15 protein-coding genes are annotated in these 14,635 nt (G+C 67.7%); 10 read left to right on the top strand and 5 right to left on the bottom strand.

Going from position 1 to position 14,635, the window contains the following annotated elements; genetic code table 11:
* Positions 1–192: 192 nt before the first annotated feature.
* Positions 193–576: a cupin domain-containing protein gene (locus CJ014_RS08130; protein WP_100079970.1), complete on the bottom strand. Its 384-nt coding sequence runs from the start codon at positions 574–576 to the stop codon at positions 193–195.
* A gap of 320 nt (positions 577–896) precedes the next feature.
* On the opposite strand from CJ014_RS08130, the gene CJ014_RS08125 reads away from it, so the two are divergent.
* The 3 genes from CJ014_RS08125 (at position 897) to CJ014_RS08115 (ending at position 4,202) form a co-directional block, all read left to right on the top strand.
* The gene (locus tag CJ014_RS08125) at positions 897–1,178 is read left to right on the top strand and encodes a DUF2934 domain-containing protein (RefSeq protein ID WP_100079969.1); all 282 of its coding nucleotides are present in this window, start codon (positions 897–899) and stop codon (positions 1,176–1,178) included.
* 109 nt (positions 1,179–1,287) lie between these two features.
* Entirely contained in the window at positions 1,288–3,585 is a 2,298-nt protein-coding gene (locus CJ014_RS08120) for a Tex family protein (protein WP_100079968.1), read from the top strand.
* 119 nt (positions 3,586–3,704) lie between these two features.
* Positions 3,705–4,202 carry a cytochrome b gene (locus tag CJ014_RS08115; protein WP_100079967.1) on the top strand — a complete coding sequence of 166 codons (498 nt, stop codon included), beginning with the start codon at positions 3,705–3,707 and terminating at the stop codon, positions 4,200–4,202.
* 82 nt (positions 4,203–4,284) lie between these two features.
* Here the strand turns inward: CJ014_RS08115 and CJ014_RS08110 are convergent, their stop codons facing one another.
* Both CJ014_RS08110 and mog read right to left on the bottom strand, forming a co-directional pair.
* Positions 4,285–4,494: a cold-shock protein gene (locus CJ014_RS08110; protein WP_026781928.1), complete on the bottom strand. Its 210-nt coding sequence runs from the start codon at positions 4,492–4,494 to the stop codon at positions 4,285–4,287.
* Positions 4,495–4,697: 203 nt separating this feature from the next.
* Positions 4,698–5,219 (bottom strand): molybdopterin adenylyltransferase, encoded by a 522-nt coding sequence (mog, locus tag CJ014_RS08105; RefSeq protein WP_100079966.1) that lies wholly within the window; start codon positions 5,217–5,219, stop codon positions 4,698–4,700.
* Positions 5,220–5,369: 150 nt separating this feature from the next.
* Between mog and CJ014_RS08100 the strand changes: the two genes are divergently transcribed.
* Both CJ014_RS08100 and CJ014_RS08095 read left to right on the top strand, forming a co-directional pair.
* Positions 5,370–6,854, top strand: a complete 1,485-nt coding sequence (locus tag CJ014_RS08100; RefSeq protein ID WP_100079965.1) for a helicase HerA domain-containing protein — start codon at positions 5,370–5,372, stop codon at positions 6,852–6,854.
* A 126-nt stretch (positions 6,855–6,980) separates the two neighbouring features.
* A complete protein-coding gene (locus tag CJ014_RS08095; protein WP_100079964.1) occupies positions 6,981–8,099 on the top strand; it encodes a DUF4432 family protein in 1,119 nt (372 codons plus the stop codon).
* 10 nt (positions 8,100–8,109) lie between these two features.
* On the opposite strand, the gene CJ014_RS08090 is transcribed toward CJ014_RS08095, so the two are convergent.
* A complete protein-coding gene (locus CJ014_RS08090; RefSeq protein WP_165790789.1) occupies positions 8,110–8,511 on the bottom strand; it encodes a flagellar basal body rod protein FlgC in 402 nt (133 codons plus the stop codon).
* 434 nt (positions 8,512–8,945) lie between these two features.
* Here CJ014_RS08090 and CJ014_RS27510 point away from each other — a divergent pair, with 434 nt between their 5' ends.
* On the top strand, positions 8,946–9,218 hold the full coding sequence (locus CJ014_RS27510; protein WP_133121820.1) for a hypothetical protein: 273 nt from the start codon (positions 8,946–8,948) through the stop codon (positions 9,216–9,218).
* Positions 9,219–9,368: 150 nt separating this feature from the next.
* Here CJ014_RS27510 and CJ014_RS08085 read toward each other — a convergent pair whose 3' ends face one another.
* The gene (locus tag CJ014_RS08085) at positions 9,369–10,727 is read right to left on the bottom strand and encodes a GH1 family beta-glucosidase (RefSeq protein WP_100080104.1); all 1,359 of its coding nucleotides are present in this window, start codon (positions 10,725–10,727) and stop codon (positions 9,369–9,371) included.
* 128 nt (positions 10,728–10,855) lie between these two features.
* Here CJ014_RS08085 and CJ014_RS08080 point away from each other — a divergent pair, with 128 nt between their 5' ends.
* The 4 genes from CJ014_RS08080 (at position 10,856) to modC (ending at position 14,633) form a co-directional block, all read left to right on the top strand.
* Positions 10,856–11,872 (top strand): AI-2E family transporter, encoded by a 1,017-nt coding sequence (locus tag CJ014_RS08080; RefSeq protein ID WP_100079962.1) that lies wholly within the window; start codon positions 10,856–10,858, stop codon positions 11,870–11,872.
* An 83-nt stretch (positions 11,873–11,955) separates the two neighbouring features.
* A complete protein-coding gene (gene modA, locus CJ014_RS08075) occupies positions 11,956–12,720 on the top strand; it encodes a molybdate ABC transporter substrate-binding protein (protein ID WP_100079961.1) in 765 nt (254 codons plus the stop codon).
* A 162-nt stretch (positions 12,721–12,882) separates the two neighbouring features.
* Positions 12,883–13,572 carry a molybdate ABC transporter permease subunit gene (modB, locus tag CJ014_RS08070; RefSeq protein ID WP_100079960.1) on the top strand — a complete coding sequence of 230 codons (690 nt, stop codon included), beginning with the start codon at positions 12,883–12,885 and terminating at the stop codon, positions 13,570–13,572.
* Positions 13,569–14,633 (top strand): molybdenum ABC transporter ATP-binding protein, encoded by a 1,065-nt coding sequence (gene modC, locus CJ014_RS08065; protein WP_100079959.1) that lies wholly within the window; start codon positions 13,569–13,571, stop codon positions 14,631–14,633. The genes modB and modC overlap by 4 nt, the downstream gene beginning before the upstream one ends.
* Positions 14,634–14,635 lie beyond the last annotated feature (2 nt).

The following is a 14,635-nucleotide window of genomic DNA, read 5'->3' as shown; positions in this document are numbered from 1 at the left end:
CGCAACGGATGCACCCGACGTCCGGCCTTTGTCGCGCCAAACATCTTACCCGTTCGTAAAGGAATTAGGAAAACCGTCGATATTTAAGGAGGTTGCGTCTCGCGGCCCGCGATATACTACTTATATGCGTATCCTCCATCGAGGGTTCTATCTGCATTACATACGCGGGGCATGACCTCTCGTCGTCAAGGCTCACGGCGACGGCCCGTCGGCCTGGGTTTCGAGATCGGCGTAGCCCTCGGCGCGGAAGCGCGGCTGGCAGAGGCAGAGAAAAACGAGATCGGTGACGCCGTCGTTCTCGATGCGCTGGGGCGTTCCCGTGGGAATGCGGACGCCGTCGCCGGGACCGACGCGGAAACGATCGCCGCCGACCTCCATCACGCCGCTCCCCGTTTCGATCACGTAGGTCTCCTCGACGTCGAGGGCGTGCAGTTGAGTTGTGACGCCGGGCGCAACGCGGGCCCGCGCCAGCGACACCTCCCGCGAAGGATGGCTGAGAAGCTCGGTGATGAAGCAGCGCTCCGGGGTATAGAATTCCCGGAGCCCCTTGCCCGGGATAAGGAAAGGATGGGTCATGCGCGCCTCCTCGGTTGCGGCAGGCGAGTTTGGGGCATCGGCCGGACGTCGGCAACCGTCCCTTTACGAGGCCTGGTTCGGCGCGTTGCGGCGAAAAGCGTTCCACCCACGGCGACCGTCGGCAAAAGTCTTTGCCGGCGTGCCGTTTTCGGCCGGTCGTTGCCTTCTCAGACGGCGGGTGCTGCGCTACATTATTCTCGTTACGGTTTCGGCTGAGAAGCCGTCGGGTCGAAGGGTCCAGTTTATTGTCCCGAACGCCCCTGAAGGGATGCCGCATCCGGCATCTCATGGCCGGGTTCCGAACAAGAGAGGATTTCGACATGTCCGATATCGAAGCCAAGATCAGGGCCAAGGCGCGCGAACTCTGGCAGGCCGAGGGAGAGCCCGAAGGCCGGGCCGATCAGCACTGGCTGGAAGCCGAGGCGATCGTCCGCGCCGAGGCGGAGGCCAAGCCCAAGGCGGCGCGCAAGCCGCGTGCCGCGGTGGCCAAGAAGGAACCGGCCAAGAAGGAGCCGGCCGAAGCCAAGGCGCCGGCTGTGAAAAAGCCCGCCGCCAAGAAGGAATCCGCCAAGAAGCCCTCGCTCAAGGTGGTCTCCGGCTAAGGTCGCCGCCGGGCCGCAATGGACAGCTTGTTGACAAGACCGGCCGGCGCCGTTGCGCCGCCCGGATGACATGCCTAATGTCGCGGCCTTCTTTCAAGGGAGCCGTGACATGACCCTTTCCGCAGCCGTCGAAGCCCGCATCGTCGAGGCCATCGCCAGCGAGATCGGCTGTCGGCCGGCCCAGGCGGCATCGGCCATCGGTCTGCTCGACGAGGGCGCGACGGTGCCCTTCGTCGCCCGCTACCGCAAGGAAGCCACCGGCGGGCTCGACGACACGCAACTGCGCAAGCTCGAGGAGCGGCTCGCCTATCGCCGCGAGCTCGAGACCCGCCGCGCCGCCGTCCTGGCCGCCATCGACGGGCAGGGCAAGCTGACGCCCGACCTCTCCGCAAAGATCGCCGCTGCGGTCACCAAGGCGGAAATCGAGGACCTTTACGCCCCCTTCAAGCCGAAGCGCCGGACCAAGGGCGAGATCGCCAAGGAAAAAGGGCTCGGGCCGCTGGCCGACGCGCTGTTCGCCGACCGGACGCTGGAGCCGGCGGCGACCGCCGCCGCCTATGTCACGGAGGCGGTGCCCGACATCAAGGCGGCGCTCGACGGCGCCCGCGATATCCTGGCCGAGCGCTTCGCCGAAACGCCGGAACTGGTCGGCCGCCTGCGCGCCTATCTCGCGGACCGCGCCGTGCTGCGCTCGTCGGTCATCGCCGGCAAGGAGACCGCCGGCGAGAAATTCTCCGACTATTTCGATCACCGCGAACGCTGGGCGACGGTGCCGAGCCACCGGGCGCTCGCCATGCTGCGCGGCCGCAACGAGGAGGTGCTCGCCCTCGAGCTGGAAATCGACGCCGACGATCCGGCGCCGGTCAAGCCGGTCGAGCGCATGGTGGCGGAGGCCTTCTCGATCGCCGTTCCGGCGAGGCTGCCGGCCGAGGGCTTCCTGTTCGACGTCTGCCGCTGGACCTGGCGGGTGAAGCTGCAGCTTTCGCTCTCCCTCGACCTGATGGGCACGCTGAGGGAAAAGGCCGAGACCGAGGCGATCCGCGTCTTCGCCGACAATCTCAAGGACTTGCTGCTGGCCGCGCCGGCCGGCGCCCGCTCCACCATGGGCCTCGATCCCGGCATCCGCACCGGCGTCAAGGTCGCAGTGGTCGACGCCACCGGCAAGCTCCTGGACACCGCCACCGTCTATCCCTTCCAGCCGAGGAACGACGTGGCGGGCGCGCTCGCCACCCTGTCGGCGCTGGTCCGCAAGCACAAGGTGGAATTGATCGCCATCGGCAACGGCACGGCCAGCCGCGAGACCGATCGCCTCGCCGCCGCGCTGATAGCCGACCTGCCCGCGCCGAAGCCCACCAAGGTGGTGGTGAGCGAGGCCGGCGCCTCGGTCTATTCGGCGTCCGAGCTGGCGGCCCGCGAGTTTCCCGGCCTCGACGTTTCGCTGCGCGGCGCCGTTTCCATCGCCCGCCGCCTTCAGGACCCGCTGGCCGAGCTGGTCAAGATCGAGCCGAAGTCGATCGGCGTCGGCCAGTATCAGCATGACGTCGACCAGGGGCATCTGGCCAGGGCGCTCGATGCCGTGGTCGAGGACGCGGTGAACGCCGTCGGCGTCGATCTCAACACCGCTTCGGCGCCGCTTCTGTCCCGCGTCTCCGGTCTCGGCCCGTCGCTCGCCGAGGCGATCGTCGCCCATCGCGACGCGTCGGGCGCCTTCCGCAGCCGCAAGGGGCTGATGGAGGTGCCGCGCCTCGGCGCCAAGACCTTCGAGCAGGCCGCCGGCTTCCTGCGCATCCGGGGCGGCGACGAGCCGCTCGATGCGTCCTCGGTGCATCCGGAAGCCTATGGCGTCGCCCGCCGCATCGTCGCCGCCTGCGGCCGCGATATCCGCCAGTTGATGGGCGACAGCGCCGCGCTGAAGGCGCTCAACCCGGCGAAGTTCGTCGACGAGCGCTTCGGCCTGCCGACGGTGCGCGACATCCTGACCGAGCTGGAAAAGCCCGGTCGCGATCCGCGCCCCGAATTCCGCACCGCGACCTTCGCCGAAGGCGTCGAGGACATCGCCGACCTCAAGCCCGGCATGGTGCTCGAGGGCACGGTGACCAACGTCGCCGCCTTCGGCGCCTTCGTCGATATCGGCGTCCACCAGGACGGTCTGGTGCATGTCAGCCAGTTGGCCGACCGCTTCGTGAAGGATCCGCGCGATGTGGTGAAGGCCGGCGACGTGGTGAAGGTCCGCGTCGTCGAGGTGGACGTCAAGCGCAAGCGCATCGGTCTTTCCATGCGCAAGGACGACGACGGCGCGCCGAAGGGCACCGGCGGCGGCCGTCCGGATCGCCGCGCTCCCCCGCCGCCGCCGGCCGGCAACAGCGCCATGGCCGCCGCGCTGGCCGCCGCCATGAAGCGGCGGTGACCGGCGGCTTTCGTCGCGACAGACCGTTACACTTTCCGATCGTCCGCCGGCATCTTGCCGATTGGTGGTCGTCGTATTTGGTGTAAGCTCGCCGCCGTTAACCATCGTGGGAGGCCGCCATGGCCAAGCAGTCCACTGGCTATACCGCGCTTCAGCTTTCGCTCCACTGGCTGATCGTCCTTCTGGTGTTTTTCCAGCTGATCTTCGGCGATGACATGGGACGCTACAATTACTTCCTGCGTTCCGGACAGGACGTCGCGCCGCTCCTGACGGGCTATTATCTGCATGTCGGCGTCGGCATCGCCGTTCTCGTGCTGACGCTGGCCCGTCTCGGTCTTCGCCTGACCGTCGGCGTTCCGGCCTCCGTGCCGGGGCCCGCCCTGCAGGTGAGGGCCGGCGAAGCCCTGCACTATCTCTTCTATCTGATGCTGATCGTCACGCCGGTCACCGGGCTTCTCGCCCAGTATGTCGACATGCGCACCTTCGGCGAGCTCCATGCCGCCAACAAGCCGATCTTCGTGCTGCTCATCGTGCTTCACGCGGCGGCGGCGCTCTACCATCACTTCGTGCTGAAGGACTCCACCCTGCGCCGCATGATGGTGCCGGGCACCAACTGACGGCTCTCGTCCCCGCAAACGAAAACCCCGCGGGAGAGGACTCTCCCGCGGGGCTTTTTTAGGCTGCCTGCCGATCGTGAGATCAGGCGGCGGACAGGTTGTCGGCCGAGGACTTGCCGGAACGGCGGTCCTGCACGACCTCGAAGTTCACCTTCTGGCCGTCGTTGAGCGAGCCGAGACCGGAGCGCTCGACAGCCGAGATGTGAACGAAGACGTCCGGGCCGCCGGCGTCCGGAGCAATGAAGCCGTAGCCCTTGGTGGCGTTGAACCACTTGACGGTACCTAGAGCCATGATGAGATCCTTTCCGTAGAAAGTCGAATTTAAGAAAGCCACGCACCCGCACTGGAGCGTGTGACTGGGTGGTTACCGAATTTGGAAAGGTCGTCACGTCGCGGGGGATGACCCCAGGCGTTCAGGGCCGATGGTCTGGCCAAAATCGATTATCTCTCATACTACGAGAAACGGCTTATCGCAAGCAACTTGAAGATGCGGTCCTATGCCGGCCGGAAAGCCGGACAGACGACAGGATCGGTATCTATACGGCCGGCGCCGATCAGGTCAAGGCAGTAGGGGATGGCCGGGAAGACGGCGTCGAGGCAGACGGCGATCGACGCCGGCTTGCCGGGCAGGTTGACGATCAGCGTCGTGCCGCGCGTACCGGCCGTCTGGCGCGACAGGATGGCGGTCGGCACCGTCTCGAGGCTGATGCGGCGCATCAGTTCGCCGAAGCCCGGCAGCTCCTTCTCCAGCACCACCTTCATCGCCTCCGGCGTGAGGTCGCGCGGGCTGGGGCCGGTGCCGCCCGTGGTGAGGATCAGATCGACCCGCTCCTCGTCGCAGAGCCGGACCAGCTCGCCGCCGACGTTGTCGACGCCATCCGCGACCACCTGGGTCAACAGTTCGTAGGGCGAGGTGACGGCCTTGCCGAGCCAGGCGGCGATCGCCGGCCCCGACAGGTCTTCGTAGTCGCCGCGCGCGGCGCGGTCGGAAACGGTGAGAAGCGCGATGCGGACCATAGCCGGACCTCCAGCCTGTGAATCACGGGAGAAGACAGCGTTACCATCTTGCTTCGCTCTTGGCCAAGGCGGCCGAATCGGTCGACAGAAGAAACCGGCCCGCGAAAGACGCGGCCGGAACGATCGGTGGCGTGGGACGAAGACCTCGGCATGACCTTCAGCGTGGACATCGGCAACAGGGCGAACGGCACGCATGCCGCCTTCGACCTCGAGGAACTGCTTGCCACCCGTCTGCTGGTCCAGGGCAATTCCGGCTCCGGCAAATCGCATCTCCTGCGTCGCCTGCTCGAGCAGAGCGCCGAATGGGTCCAGCAGGCCGTCATCGATCCCGAGGGCGACTTCGTGACGCTGGCCGACCGTTTCGGCCATGTCGTGGTCGACGCCAACTGTTCCGAACGCGATCTGGCGCTGATCGCCGCCCGCGTCCGCAAGCACCGCGTTTCCGTCGTGCTCAATCTCGAGGGACTCGACGTCGACGGTCAGGTGCGGGCGGCCGCCGCCTTCCTGAACGGCCTGTTCGACGCCGAGCGCGACTATTGGTACCCGATGCTGGTGGTGGTCGACGAGGCGCAACTGTTCGCGCCGGCCGCCTCCGGCGAGGCCGACGGTGAGGCGCGCCGCGCCTCGCTCGCCGCCATGACCAACCTGATGTGCCGCGGCCGCAAGCGCGGCCTTGCCGGCGTCATCGCCACCCAGCGGCTCGCCAAGCTCGCCAAGAACGTCGCCGCCGAGGCCTCCAACTTCCTGATGGGCCGCACCTTCCTCGACATCGACATGGCGCGCGCCGCCGACCTTCTCGGCATGGAGCGCCGGCAGGCCGAGATGTTCCGCAACCTTCAGCGCGGCGAATTCGTCTCGCTCGGTCCGGCCATCGGCCGCCGGCCGGAGCCGGTCAGGATCGGACCGGTGGAAACCAGGGGACGCGGCGGCGGCCCCAAGCTGACGCCGCTGCCCGAGCAGGGCGGCGAGGCGGCCCGCGAGCTGATCTTCCGCCCGATGGCCGGCGAGGAAGCGCCGCGCGCCGCCGCCGCGCCGGTTTCCACCGCCGACATCCTGTCCGAATTGTCGCGTTCGCGCGCCGCGTTGGCGCCGGCGCCGGAGGACAATCCCGACCAGGCCGACCTGCTCGGCCGGCTCGCCCGCGACCAGGCGATCGAGGACATCCTCACCGAGATGATGGCCGAGCCGGATGCCGCCTTTCAGCCGGTGTCGATGCTCTACCAGGACTTCCTGGTCCGCTGCCGCATCAAGCGGGTGACCGGCGACAGCCTCGACCTGCAGTCCTTCCGCCAGCGCCTGTCGCTGGCCCGCGCCGGGGTGGAGACCGAGACGGTCGACGAGGACGCCTGGCAGCAGGCCACCCTGATCGCCACCTCGCTGCCCGAAGACATGCGCGGCGTTTTCCTGCTGGTCGCCAAGGCGGCGCTTCAGAAGGCGCCATGCCCGTCGGACGCCGACATCGCCCGCGCCTACGGCACCCGTTCGCCGTCGCGGGCGCGGCGGCTCCTTGCCTATATGGAAGAGCGCGGCTTCCTCGTCTGCGCCTCCGACCTGCGCGGCCAGCGGCTGATCCAGTTGCCCGACCTCGGCTGGCAGACGACGCCGGGCTCGGCGACGACCGCCGCCGCCGAATAGGCCCCCGTCCACTAAGCTCTATTGCTGTGTCGCCGCCCCTTGGAGCCGGGTGGAAAACACGACAGACTGCCGCTCCGGCGGCCGTCGACTCGGGGGGAGCCCGGCCGCCCGTTGCGGGAGGACAGCATGGTCTTGTCGAGGTTGGGCGAGGGGGCGACGGCGGCCGTCGACCTTCGCGGCGTCGCGTTTTCGGAAGCCGAACGGGTGATCTTCCGGGCCGGGCCGCTCACCGCGGCGGCCTTCCGCTTTGCCTCCGGCGTCGATGCCGTCAGGCTGTCGAACGGCCCCGACGAGGTGGTGGTGCTGCCCTTCCAGGGCCAGCACGTCTGGTCGGCGCGGCTCGGCGGCCGCGACGTCGGCATGAAGTCGGCGTTCGACGTGCCTCGCCCGACGCAGAAGTTCTTCGAGACCTACGGCGGCTATTTCCAGCACGCCGGCATCACCGCCATCGGCGCCCCCGGTCCCACGGAGCGCCGCGAGCAGCACGGCGAATTGCCGAACGCTCCCTACCGCGATGCCGCCGTGCTGTTCGGCGAGGATGCGAGCGGCCGCTACATCGCCGTCACCGGCCGCTACAACCATACCGTCGCCTTCGCCACCAACTACGAGGCGGTGCCGATTCTGAAGCTCTACGAGGGCCGGCCGCGCATCGCCATCGGCATCACCGTCACCAACCTGAAATCGACGCCGCTCGCCGTGCACTATCTCGGCCATCTCAACTGGCGCGCCCGCGAGGGCGGCCGGCTGGTCGGCACGCTGCACGAGACGGCCGAGGGGATGCGCGTCCGGCAGGAAATCCCGCCGCACATTGAGCCGGGGCCGGGCTATGTCGAGTGGATCGCCGAGCTGGCGAGGGACCCCGGCCTGGCCGGGACACTGACCTCCGACAAGATCTTCGCGCCGGAGGTGGTGTTCTCCTTCGATCCGCTGACCGACGACGAGGGATTGTCGCATTTCATGCAGGTGCATCCGGACGGGACGGCCGACTACACGTCCTTCGCGCCCAAGGACACCGGCGCCGGCGTCCGCTGGATCTGCCGCACCGGCGACCAGGAGGCGGTGGGCATGGCCTTCCCCGTCAGATCGCCGGGCGAGCCGGCCCGGGTAAACGGCCGGCCGGTGACCCACGCGCCGCTCGGCAAGGGCGAGCGCTTTGCGACCGAGATCGTCGCGGCGGTGTTCACGCCGGCCGAGGCCGAAGCCATGGGCCGCCACATCGAGGCGGTGAAGCGGCAGCGCGCCTGAGGAGGCAACGTCAACTGAAAGCGTCGAGCGTCGTCTTCAGCATGTCGTTCGCCGCCTTCATCGTCCTGGCCGACGCCTCGTAGCTGATGCGGGCGGTCATGACGTCGACGAGCTCGCCGGCCATGTCGACGTTCGGCGCGGCGACCATGCCCTCGGCGTCGGCATCCGGCGAAGACGGATCGTAGCTCACGACATGGGGGTCGGCGGCATTGACGATGCGCGCCGTCACGCCGCCGCCCCGCACGTCGGACTGCCTGACCGTTACGGGCGAGTAGGCGGTGGTGGCGCCCGACGCATCCGGCAGCGGTCCGGATGACGAGGCATTGGCGATATTGGCCGCCGCCGCCTCGAGCCGCGTCGAAGCGGCCTGCAGTCCCGATGCTGAAATCGACGACATCGACGAGAGGGACATCGGCATGGCTCCGGAGAAAGGAGTGATCCGCCATTGTCGGCCGGATGTGCTAACCCGGCCTTGCCGGCACCTTGCAAATTTGAAGCGTTCGCCGGTTCGGGGGCTATTCGGGCGATTTATCTCCATTTCCCGGAATATTTGGATGACGGTTCCTCGAAGAAGCACCCCCGGCGATGCCAAATAAAAGGGCATCCGGCGACGGGTGCGGCGGGATTTGACCAGTAGCTTGCGACCGCCGGATCAAACGCTAAAGCGCCATGCCCCGGCATGGTGGTGCCTTTCCAGGAGGCGACCATGGCTGCCAGAGACCTGACGATGCCTCTCACCGACCTCGGCCGATGCTGTCGACCAACTTTTCGAACGTGTCGTTGAAACCAAACGCATTCGAACGGGTTTGACTATCGGCCGGCGCGAGCCGGTCCTGGAGGCATGAAATGGATAGCGGGTACATTGTTGAACTGGCCGGCGAGGCGGTCGGTGTGTTGGTCGGCGCCGGTCGCGCCTACGAGTTTCACGCGGTCGATTCGCGGTTTCGCTCTCTCGAGGGGGCAACTTTCGACAACGGTTTTGCCGCCGAACGTGCGGTTCGGCGTCTCGCCCGGCACGGTGCCGGAAAGCCGGCGCGGCGTGGCCGCCGCCAATATTCGCTTTTTCGCGACGGTCTCGGATTGACGGGCCCGGCAACGATCGAGGCTTTCAGCACCTGATCCTATTCCAGACGGTTTCTTTGGACCTTTCTTCAAGTCTTTGTTTCACCTGATGTCTTGCCTTGGTTGTCCTTCTCGGCTCGTTTCCCTTCCAGGCGCGCCGATCAACTTTCCCGGGAGCCTTGGCTCCCGGGATTTTTTTGTTTCCGGCTAAACCGACGCCGCCTGAGCGCGGCCGGCGATCAGGTCGCGATACCAGATGGCCGACGATTTCGGGATGCGCGCCTGTGTCTCGTAGTCGACGTAGACCACGCCGAAGCGCTTGGCGTAGCCGTGCGACCACTCGAAATTATCCATCAGCGACCAGACGAAATAGCCGTCGACGCGGATGCCCTTGTCGCGGGCGTCGGCGAGCACGCTGAGATGCTTTTCGAGATAGTCGATGCGGCCGGGGTCGTCGCACTTGCCGTCGACGAGCTCGTCATACTGGGCGCAGCCGTTCTCGGCGATGTAGATCGGCGGCAGCTCGTAACGGGCATTGAGGTCGGTGAGCAGGCGATCGAGCGCCGGAGCATGGATCTCCCAGCCCATGGCGGTGCGCGGCACGTTCTCCGCCTGCACCGAGCGGGCGTGCGGATAGGGCAGGGCGGGGTCGGCGGCGATGCGTTCCGGCGCATAGAAGTTGAGGCCGAGGAAATCGATCGGCGTCGAGATGATCTTGAGATCGTCCGCTGCGATCTCCGGCATGATCGGGCCGAAGGCGTCCAGCACGTCGGCCGGATAGCGGCCGAGGAATACCGGATCCATGAACACGCCGTCGTGGAAGGCGCGGTAGCGTTCCGTGGCGGCGATGTCGGCAGGCCGGTCGCTGACCGGATAGAGCGCCTTGGCGTTGTAGACGATGCCGGCCGGCAGGTCGGCGCGGCGCGCCTTGATCGCCTGCACGGCAAGACCATGGCCGAGGTTCAGGGTATGGATGGCGGCGAGCGCTGCCGCCAGATTGCGCTCGCCGGGGGCGTGCTCGCCGATGAGATAGGAAAGATGGCCCGAGCACCAGGGCTCGTTGAGCGTCATGACGCCGGAAAGCCGGTCGCCGAGGCGGGCCATCACCACGTCGGTGTAGTCGGCGAAGGCATAGGCCGTGTCGCGGGCGCACCAGCCGCCGCGGCCGTGCTGCTCGATCGGCAGGTCCCAGTGATAGAGCGTCGCGTAGGGCTTGATCTCCGCCCTCAGCAATTCGTCGACCAGCCGGTCGTAGAAGTCGATGCCCTTCTCGTTGACCGGGCCGCGACCGTCGGGGATGACGCGCGGCCAGGCGATCGAGAAGCGATAGGCGTCCGCCGACAGCGACTTCAACAGCCGGACGTCCTCGGGCATGCGATGGTAGTGGTCGCAGGCGACGTCGCCGCTGTCGCCGCCCCGGACGCGGCCGGGAATACGCGAGAAAGCATCCCAGATGCTCGGCTTGCGGCCGTCCTCGTCATGGGCGCCCTCGATCTGGTAGGCGGCGGTGGCGTAGCCGAAGACGAAATCGCGGGGAAAACGTTTCGAAAGCGCGATGCTGGACATCGGTTCCTCCTCCTCGATCACAAGGCATTGCCATGAATCGGTTCACCCCGGAAGCCCCCGTCGTTTCTTTTTGCGTTCATTCGGAATGGGCTGTATTGGGGCATCACTGATGGAGATGACCGCGGCCGATGGACAAGCTGGCTTCCTGCAATTGGGTGAAGATTGCGTCCTATCTGATCGTCGGCATCGCCCTCCTGCTCTGCCTTGAGATGGGCTTGCTCGCCGGCCTCCTAGCCGGCCTGCTCGTCCACGAGACGGCGCTCAGCGCCGCGCCCTGGCTGCGAAACCGCACCGGCTGGACGCAGGAAATGGGCAAGGCGGTGGCGCTCATTGTCATCGTTGCCGCGATCTCGCTCGGCCTCACCGCCGCCGTCATTGCGGCCGGCTCGCTGTTCACCAATGGCTCGGAGGGCCTGTTCGCGCTCATCCACAAGATGGCCCAGGTGCTGGAGACCGGCCGCACCTACCTGCCGCCGTGGATCGGCGACTACCTGCCGGTCAACACGGACGAACTGCGGCGGCAGGCGGTGAAATTCCTGCAGGACAACGCCTGGGAGCTGCAGCGCTTCGGCCAGGACGTTGGCCGCATCCTCGTCTACATCCTGTTCGGCATCATCATCGGCTCGCTGGTGCTGTTCCGCAAGCCGCCGGAAAAGCCGCACGGCCCGCTGGCCGTCGAACTGATCAGCCGCGTTCGCCGCCTGACGCTGTCCTTCCGCCGCGTCGTCTTCGCGCAGTTCCGCATCTCGCTGCTCAACACGACGCTGACCGCCCTCTTCCTCTACGGCCTCGACCCGCTGATCGGCGTCCAGTTGCCGTTCCTGAAGACCATGGTGGCGGTCACCTTCATCGTCGGCCTGCTGCCGGTGATCGGCAACATCATCTCCAACACGGTGATCTTCATCGTCAGTCTCGGCGTGTCGGCGCCGGCGGCGATCGCCGCGCTGATCTTCCTGATCGCCATCCACAAGCTCGAGTATTTCGTCAACGCCCGCATCATCGGCACCCAGATCAACTCGCGCGCCTGGGAAATGCTGACGGTGATGCTCGCCATGGAGGCGACTTTCGGCGTGCCGGGGCTGATCGCCGCGCCGATCTTCTACGCCTACGTCAAGGAAGAGCTGTCGGCCAACGGCCTGATCTGAGAGGCTTGTCCGCTCCGGCCCTTGCACCCGTATGGCGATCGTTATAGCCTTCAATGTATAACGACCAGACGGGAATTACCTTCATGAAAAAGTCGCTCGCCCTCGTCGCCGCGCTTGCGCTCGGCCTTCTGACCTCGGCTGCCTCCGCCGCCGACCAGATCCGGATTTTCGCCGCCGCCTCGGTGGCGCCATCGCTCCAGAAGATCGCCGACACCTACAAGACCGGCAAGGATGTCGAGGTGCAGATCACGCCGGCCGCCTCCGGCGCGCTTGCCAAGCAGATCGAGGCCGGTGCGCCCGCCGACGTCTTCATCTCGGCCGATCTCAAGTGGATGACCTACGTCGTCGACAAGGGCCTGATGAAGGACGGCAGCACCTTCAACCTTCTTGGCAACTCGCTGGTGCTGGTCGCCGCCAAGGACGACAAGGTCGCCGTCGACTTCGCCGACAAGGCGTCGCTGCCGGCCGTGCTCGGCGAGGAGCGTCTCGCCGTCGGCGAGGCCAAGAGCGTTCCGGCCGGCGCCTATGCCGAGGCGGCGCTGAAGTCGCTCGGCCTCTACGACACGGTGTCGCCGCGCTTCGCGCCGGCCGAGAACGTTCGTGTCGCCCTGCAGATGGTCGCCCGCGGCGAGGCCAAGCTCGGCATCGTCTACGGCACCGACGCCGCCGCCGAGCCGGGTGTCGCCGTCGTCGCCACCTTCCCGGAGACCAGCCACGAGCCGATCGTCTATCCGATCGGCCTCACCAAGGATGCCGGCCAGGCGGCCGCCGACTTCGTGGCCTATCTCAAGGGGCCGGAAGCCGACGCCGTGTTCACCGCCGCCGGCTTCACCAAGCCGGCCGAGTGATCGGTGCCGGGCGGCCGCGCCGTCGGCCGCCCGCGCGTCCAAAATCTGCAAAACGGCGGGCTTGTGCTGCAAGGGCGAGCCCCTTGCATGCCCGCCTGATCGTTCCGTCCATTTCGCCGCCCGCCGCTTGCCGGATCGGCGCCGATCGACCACTGTGGCCCGATGCCGGACCTTTCTCCCGACGCCTGGACTGCCATTGCCCTGAGCTTCAAGGTCGCCGCGATGGCGACGCTGTGGGGCGTGCCGGTATCCACCGTGCTGGCGCTGATTCTTGCTCGCGGACGGTTTCCCGGCAAGGCGCTGTTCGACGGCATCATCCATCTGCCGCTGGTGCTGCCGCCGGTGGTCACCGGCTACGCGCTGTTGCTGCTCCTCGGCCGCAAGGGACCGCTCGGCGCCTTTCTCGACCAGCATTTCGGCATCGTCTTCGCTTTCCGCTGGACCGGCGCCGTCGTCGCCGCCGTGGTGATGTCGCTGCCGATCATCGTCCGCGCCATCCGGCTGTCCATCGAGGCGGTCGACGCCCGCCTGGAACAGGCGTCCGGCACATTGGGCGCCGGCCCGATCGCCACCTTCTTCCTGGTGACGCTGCCGCTGTCGCTGCCGGGCATCCTGGTCGGCGCGACGCTGGGCTTCGCCAAGGCGCTCGGCGAATTCGGCGCCACCATCACCTTCGTCTCCAACATCCCCGGCGAGACGCGCACCATCGCCTCGGCCATCTACACGGCGAGCCAGAGCCCCGAGGGCGACGCCGAGGCGCTTGCGCTGTCGGTGATCGCCGCCTGCATCGGACTGGCCGCCCTCGTCGCCTCCGAGATCATTGCCCGCTGGTTCAGGAGGACCTCCTCGTGATCGACGTGGAGATCCGCCAGCGGCTCGGCAACTTCCGGCTCGATATCGGCTTTTCCGGCGGCGCCGGCGTCACGGCGCTGTTCGGCCCCTCCGGCTCGGGCAAGTCGTCGGTGATCAAGGTGATCGCCGGCCTGACGCGCCTCGAAACCGGCCGCATCGTGCTCGACGGCACGGTCCTCGCCGACGGCAACGGCCGCCACACGCCGCCGCACCGCCGGCGCATCGGCGTGGTGTTCCAGGAGGCGCGGCTGTTTCCGCATCTCTCCGTCCGGCACAATCTCCGCTACGGCCGGTTGTTCACGCCCGGCGGGGAGCGGCGTATCGCCGAGGGACCGGTGATCGACACCCTCGGCATCGGCCATCTGCTCGACCGCCATCCGGCGACGCTCAGCGGCGGCGAGCAGCAGCGCGTCGCCATCGGCCGGGCGCTGCTCGCTTCACCGCGCCTGTTGCTGATGGACGAGCCGCTGGCCTCCCTGGACGCCGCCCGCCGCCTGGAGATCCTGCCGCTGATCGAGACGCTGCGCGACGAGTTCGCCATTCCCATCGTCTACGTCAGTCACGCCGTCGAGGAGGTGGCGCGCCTCGCCGGAAAGGTGGTGGTGCTCGAAGCGGGCAGGGTGGCGCGCGAGGGCTCGCCGGCCGACGTGTTCCGCGTCGCCGCCGACCGCTTCGAGGTCGTGTCGGTGGTCGACGGCCGGCTCGGCGCGCCGGACGGCGCGTTCCAGTTGACGCCGGTCGAAACCCCGGCCGGCACCATCTGGCTGAACGGCGTCGTCCGGCCCGAGGGGCGGCCGGTGCGCGTGCTGGTCCACGCCACCGACGTGGCGCTCGCCACCCGTCGGCCGGAGGGCGTCACCATCCGCACCGTGCTCGCGGGCACCGTCGCCGACATTCCGGACGGCCAGGGCCCGAGCGTCACCGTCGACGTGGCGCTCGACGGCGGCGGCCGCCTCGCCGCCGCGGTCACCCGGGCGGCGGTGGCCGACCTCGGTCTGACGCCGGGCCGTCCGATATTCGCGCTTGTGAAGTCGGTGGCCCTCGACGAGCGGCCGCTGTGAGC

The organism is Pleomorphomonas carboxyditropha (assembly GCF_002770725.1).
Lineage (GTDB): Bacteria > Pseudomonadota > Alphaproteobacteria > Rhizobiales > Pleomorphomonadaceae > Pleomorphomonas > Pleomorphomonas carboxyditropha.
Note: the sequence above shows the minus strand (reverse complement) of the source record. Positions and strands in the feature narration are given on the sequence as shown.